The 6000-nt window shown below is 26.0% G+C and carries 5 protein-coding genes and 1 pseudogene; 2 read left to right on the forward strand and 4 right to left on the reverse strand.

Going from position 1 to position 6000, the window contains the following annotated elements:
• Positions 1 to 2: 2 nt before the first annotated feature.
• A complete protein-coding gene (locus RH99_RS00985; RefSeq protein ID WP_010233161.1) occupies positions 3 to 194 on the forward strand; it encodes an antitoxin VbhA family protein in 192 nt (63 codons plus the stop codon).
• On the opposite strand, the gene RH99_RS00990 is transcribed toward RH99_RS00985, so the two are convergent.
• A complete protein-coding gene (locus tag RH99_RS00990) occupies positions 191 to 856 on the reverse strand; it encodes a SatD family protein (protein WP_010233164.1) in 666 nt (221 codons plus the stop codon). The genes RH99_RS00985 and RH99_RS00990 overlap by 4 nt on opposite strands.
• 278 nt (positions 857 to 1134) lie before the next feature.
• Here RH99_RS00990 and RH99_RS00995 point away from each other — a divergent pair.
• A pseudogene (locus RH99_RS00995) lies at positions 1135 to 1929 on the forward strand (Asp-tRNA(Asn)/Glu-tRNA(Gln) amidotransferase subunit GatB); the annotation flags it as partial.
• Positions 1930 to 2770: 841 nt separating this feature from the next.
• Here the strand turns inward: RH99_RS00995 and RH99_RS01000 are convergent.
• The 3 genes from RH99_RS01000 to RH99_RS01010 are packed head-to-tail and all read right to left on the reverse strand — an operon-like array spanning position 2771 to position 5892.
• Positions 2771 to 4852, reverse strand: a complete 2082-nt coding sequence (locus tag RH99_RS01000) for an RNA-directed DNA polymerase (protein ID WP_010233168.1) — start codon at positions 4850 to 4852, stop codon at positions 2771 to 2773.
• Positions 4810 to 4998, reverse strand: coding sequence for a hypothetical protein (locus RH99_RS19110; protein ID WP_010233170.1), 189 nt, complete (start codon positions 4996 to 4998; stop codon positions 4810 to 4812). The genes RH99_RS01000 and RH99_RS19110 overlap by 43 nt, the downstream gene beginning before the upstream one ends.
• A 54-nt stretch (positions 4999 to 5052) precedes the next feature.
• On the reverse strand, positions 5053 to 5892 hold the full coding sequence (locus RH99_RS01010; protein WP_010233171.1) for a hypothetical protein: 840 nt from the start codon (positions 5890 to 5892) through the stop codon (positions 5053 to 5055).
• Positions 5893 to 6000 lie beyond the last annotated feature (108 nt).

A 6000-nucleotide genomic window follows, 5' to 3' on the forward strand; every position in this document is an offset into this window, starting at 1 on the left:
TTATGGGTGAGAGCAAAGAACGGATTGAATACCTTATTTCAGCACTTAAAACTATGCAGGCAATGGCAGGGTTATATGTCACTGATGATGAAGAAGAACTTTTAAGGCAATATTTGAAAGGCAATTTATCTGAAGAAGAATTAGATGAAATAATAAAAAAGCAATTAAATAATACAAAAAATAATAATGATTAAATTTGAAAATGACTATTTCGCTGGTTTTCTAATGCTACTTTGCACTTGGTGATACTTATGCTGGTATTAGGCCTAAATGGTTGTTTAATATTTAGCCTTTTAGCAACATTAGTTTGACTATCCTTATGTTCCAACATGTCCCATATTATCTCTCGTTGTCTGTCACTCCAATCTTCTTTTATAACACTAATTAATGACAATATTGTATTAATCATTAATGTAGTTGACTGATTGTCACCATCGACTTCTATTCTGATATCGGCTGGGTTAGTTTGCTTTCTTTTCTCATTTTGTTTTAAATATTCTATTGCAGCCCTCGCCTTATAATATCCTGGACCATCAGCTCCTAATGGCATCTCCTTATTAATATGTGTGGTTATATCACTAACACCTATACCAAATCTTATTTTTACAGGATACATTTTCCTTTCAATCTCTGAAATAATATTCATTACATTGGCTCCACTGTATAATAATCCCTGAAATTCATCTCCTAAGGTTATCATAAATTTTGATGAAATATCATTTACATAAGACTCATTAATCTCATTTAAAACTTTTCTCAATTTTTCTTGTACATAATACCTATCTACTATTTTTTTTGATTCCTTTATATCCCCTATTATAGCTATATATGGAGTGGTAAAAAAGAAAAAGAACATATTTAACACCTCCAATTCTTCATTACTTTTATTATATAGCCCCTAAAACGAATAATGTTTGATTATAGCTATATAGATATATAATTTAACATTATTTAATGTTCTATATTTGCATAATATCACAAATTATTGTATCATTATATATTCCAAAACATGATGTTCTTATAAACAGAGTTCTTTAGGGTAAATCGTTATCCAGGGACGTATCAGCCGTTATCTCCCACTTTGGTCGCTTTCACAGAGTGCGATGGAAGTATTACGGATGGTAGTCATCGGATAAAAATATGAATTCTTTTAAAGCATTAGAAAAAGCTATAAATTTTGAAGTTAATAGACAAATAACTGCAATAGAAGCAGGAAAAAAGCTTTCTCAAGATACAAGAAGATGGGATGATGCAAGTAATGTTACTGTAGTCATGAGAAGTAAAAAATGTGCAAATGACTATAGATATTTTCCAGATGGAGACCTTGTTACATTAAATATAGATGATAAGTGGATTGAAGAAATAAGAGAAACTATACCTGAACTTCCATATGAAAAGGAACAAAGATTTGTAGAACAATTTAAGATTCCTAAGTATGATGCAGGAGTATTAACTCTTACAATGTCAATGGCAGATTTCTTTGAAAAAACAGCAGAAATTAGTGGTGATGCTAAGTCTGCATCAAATTGGCTAATGGGAGATATTTCAAAGATAATGAAAGAAAATGCTGTTTGGGTTGAAGATTTAAAATTTACCCCAGAACAATTAGCGGAACTTATAAGTCTTATTAATGCTGGTACAATTTCAAATGCTATTGCTAAAAAAGTCATAGTAGATATGTTTAACACAGGTAAATCACCTAAAACAATAGTAAATGAAAAAGGGTTAATACAAAATAGTGATACGGATGCTATACTACAGGTCGTTAAGAAAGTATTAGATAGTAATGCTAAATCTATTGAAGATTATAAAAACGGTAAAACTAAAGTACTTGGTTTCCTTGTAGGTATGGTAATGAAAGAAACAAAAGGAAAAGCTAATCCTCAAATTGTAAATAAACTAATAAATGAAGAAATAAAAAAATATTAAAGGTTTTCCGGACTATCCTGAAAACTATTTATAGCAACTATAAGAAAGAATATAGTAAATAAACATGCTGCTTCTGTCAACTAGAAGTTTAGCATTAGCAAGATCAATTACGAGTTGAAGACGTGTAAATGGATTCTTTATAAAATATAAATAATAATAAAAATGTAATACAAAGTTTTTGTGATGAAATTTTGCTCATAAAACTTTTGTATTACATTTTATATTTTTATAGTGGTATTACCATGTATAATCTAATTAGATAGTAAATTTTAGAAAATTTCGATTTCGCATTGTGAAAAATACATAGTAATTATTTATTAACAAAAATGAGAGCACGGTGAACCCCGTATATTTTAAGGGGTTAGTATGTTTTCTATTTATAAGTAAAAGTAAAATTTGGCGCATGAAATAAATTACCAATAGTTAGATAAATCTTTGAAACGACACAGACAATATGATTTCTCTTGAACCCACAACCAATGGTTTTGTTTAAAGTCATATAATAACTTTCTATAATTTGCTGTAACTGTTGGTATTACTAGATTTATCAACTATTATCTTCTGCCAAAAACTAAAGGTTTCTTAAACTTATGTGGGGAAATTTAATAAATATTTGAAGACAACTTACAACACTATTTGCTTATATTTTTTCATTATCATTGATTAAATTTGTATATACGCCTCTTTATCTTGTTGATGTTATGTCTTATTTTGTTCAACATCATTTTTGCTTAAAGTATTATCAAATAAACTTATCTGAGCATGGGCAATATATTGACACCATAATTCAAACTATAATATGTTTCACGTTGTATTCTTTAGCACCATTCAATACCTTATTTTACCATTTTGTTATAATTTCTTTGTAACCTTCGTATAGAATCTTTCTAACTTTATAAATATATTTATATTCTATAGGTTTAGTATACTTCTTAGTACTCTTTATTATAGGATGAGATAAATCACATTCTAACCTTTTATTATGAATTTCCTTACATAATAAAAATAAATTAGGGTATTGTTTTTCTAACCTTGTTCCTTTATTATTTGTAATACTACCAATTTTTCCCAATGTATATGATCCTAATGTGCTATCATGTAAATATAATTTATTTAATAAAAAATCATTAAATGCATCTATGATGTTTACAAATGCTGACATATCATTTTGGACATATGCATAAGCCCTCACCATCTTATTTTCTGCTATATCATGTTGTTTATCAAAAATTCTTTTCCAATCAATACTGGGTAATTTTTTATTACAAATAAAATTTAATAAATCTCCTATCAAGCTTGGCCTAGTTGCAGACCTGCTAATTATACCAATAAATTTTAATGCCTTTTGTACTATATAATTAATATCATTATATGGTGGATTAATATTGCAGTTGTTTTTTATGATTTCATGTAAGGCTGATAAAGAAATATCAACACATTTATCTTTAAGAAGAATTTTATTAAGTTCAATATATGATGGTTCTCCAATTAGCTCTATATCAATAAATTTAATAATTGTTTTCTTAACCCACCAATCCTTTTCTTCATTTAATATTTGTTTGATTTCTTTATACTTTATTAAACTATTTTGAAGTAAATATGAAATTATTACCTTTCTATAAGCTGGATTTAATTGCTTTTTATTTCTTTGTCTCCATCTTTTCTTTATAAATTTTGTTAATTTTTGTTTATTTTGTTCCGATAAATTATTATTTATTGCATCAATTAAACTTGCATTTATAATTTGATAAATTTCTGGTTTTTCAAATTCTCCTATTAGACGTTCTATAATTTTATTTGATATTTTAATATCATAGCTTCTAAAATAATCCGATATTGATTCAAATAATTGTGGATTATTTTCTAATACATCTAATAATCTATTTGATAATTTAGAATTTGGTTTAACATTATATAAGTACATCTTAAATTTAGTTAAATCAGTTACTTTATTATTTTTACATACTTTTATTAGATTTTTTTCAATTAGTTTATAATCACTACTAATTTTCAATTTTAATATTTCTTCATCCAATGAACTAATATTTTTAATTTCATCTGCGATTTCCCCAATTTTATGCAACTCAATTTTTGATGATTGTGGAAATAGTCCTACTTGTTTACAGTTATAATCTAATCTGGCTAACATACGTTTTAAAGATAATTCATCTCTAGCTAAAAGTTTAATATCATCAACATATCTAAAATATTTTACCTCATTACTTTTATTCAACTTTTCATAGCTTTCATCAAAATATGATAATATTACTTCTGACAGTATACCTGAAGACATAGGTCCTTGAGGTATACCATGGCTTTTATATATATTACGATTAGTAGACCATATACTTAATATACTTAATAACTTATCTATAAATTCCTTATCCAAACCATACTTTTTTAATAGTATACTTAAAACCTTATGGTCTATACTGTCATAACAAGCAGTAAGATCAAAAGAGGCAATGTACTGGTACCCATTTTTATAAATTCTTTTTAATGATTTATTAAAATTTGCATATCCAAAATTCCACTTTCTATAAAAAAATACACTTCGTTTACCCGCATATAAATTACCAAATATAGTCTTATTATATCTATGCTTCGTTTTTTGTGAATAATATTCTGCAATAACATTTATAAATGCTTGAAAAACAATTTGATCTTCAACTGTAAGCAATGTATATGGTCTTGTAATACAAATTGACTTTGGTAGCAATACTTTTGATGGTATATTAGGAGTATATATATTTTTTTTTAGTCTATCATGTAAGTCATTAATATTTTCTTCAAATGAGATTGCATATGCAGTATATGAATCTCTAAAATAATTTTTATATTTAGCTGATGGATTTGAATTAATCCACCTCCATGCCCTAACTAAATTCTCTTTAGAATATACTTTTTTATAATCATCTGACAAATTTGTTCACCAACCAATTCTTTTGTACTTACAAAAACTACTTTTTGTCTATCTACAAATTTAACGTGTATATTTTCAATGTTAATTATAAAAGTCACATTATTTATCTTATCTCTTTTTATGCTTGTGATTTTACAAAATGTCATCTTTCATTAATTCTATTATAGATTTTTAAATTTCTGCATATTATTCTATACTTATTACAATTCATATATTTGTTTTTTTTCATCTTCCTTTGGTAATATAAATATCTTTTTTAAATCATAATTTGTACGACTTTTTACTTCTGCTTGTAGTCCAGTTAATTTGCCTGAATTATTAAATTCAGCAATAACTCTTTTGCCCCATTTAAAATTATAAATTTCTCCATGTCCATTAGGTATTGAGTATATCGACTTAGCTATAACTTCTTCTTCTGGTATTACAAGCTCAAATTCAGATAATTTATATGGAAATTTACTAGATTTAATTTTCATATCAAAATCTACATCAAAGTATGAAATTCTGCCATTTAAGTCTTTTGATTCTATATAATATCCAGTTTCATCTATCATTACTTTATGTTCTGAACCATTTTGAAATTTTTTGTGATACAGAGTTCCCTTCTTTACTGGTATTTGCTTACCATTTTCATATTTTATTGTAAAATTTGAATTAATATAATTCTTTATTTTTTGTTTGTTATCTTTACTAACAATATCATATATTTCATCTATCTTTTTTAATCTATCTTTTTCAGATAATATTTTATTGAATTTAAAGTTTTTTCTCATCTCATCACTTAAACATTCTACAAAGTATTCAACAGCCTCATCATCTGCATTTATATTCTCAAATCCAATTCTATTAATTTTATTTTTTAGTGGCTCTAATTCAGAATAAAAAATACTATTTATAATAATATTATAATTTTCTTGACGTGCTAAAAAACTTTCAGTTGCTATTCCATATTTGTTCCCATAATGTTGAAAAAACTTTTCTATTGCATTATCTATACAGTTGTAAATATCATTAGTTAATTCACTATTATCTTCTTTCAATAATATCTATAACAGCTTTTTAATTAAGTCATATGCTCCATTTATACCTAAGCTCATTTAATATTTCTAGATAACATATCACGTTCCCCTTATTACTATAGAAAATTT

The sequence above is a fragment of the Clostridium arbusti SL206 genome (assembly GCF_000246895.1).
In the GTDB taxonomy this organism is placed as follows: domain Bacteria; phylum Bacillota; class Clostridia; order Clostridiales; family Clostridiaceae; genus Clostridium_I; species Clostridium_I arbusti.

Excerpts from the sequence above, each read along its gene's own strand:
- RH99_RS00985 (WP_010233161.1), top strand. The coding sequence starts at position 3 with ATGGGTGAGAGCAAAGAACGGATTGAATACCTTATTTCAGCACTTAAA.
- RH99_RS00990 (WP_010233164.1), bottom strand. The coding sequence starts at position 856 with ATGTTCTTTTTCTTTTTTACCACTCCATATATAGCTATAATAGGGGAT.
- RH99_RS19110 (WP_010233170.1), bottom strand. The coding sequence starts at position 4,998 with ATGACATTTTGTAAAATCACAAGCATAAAAAGAGATAAGATAAATAAT.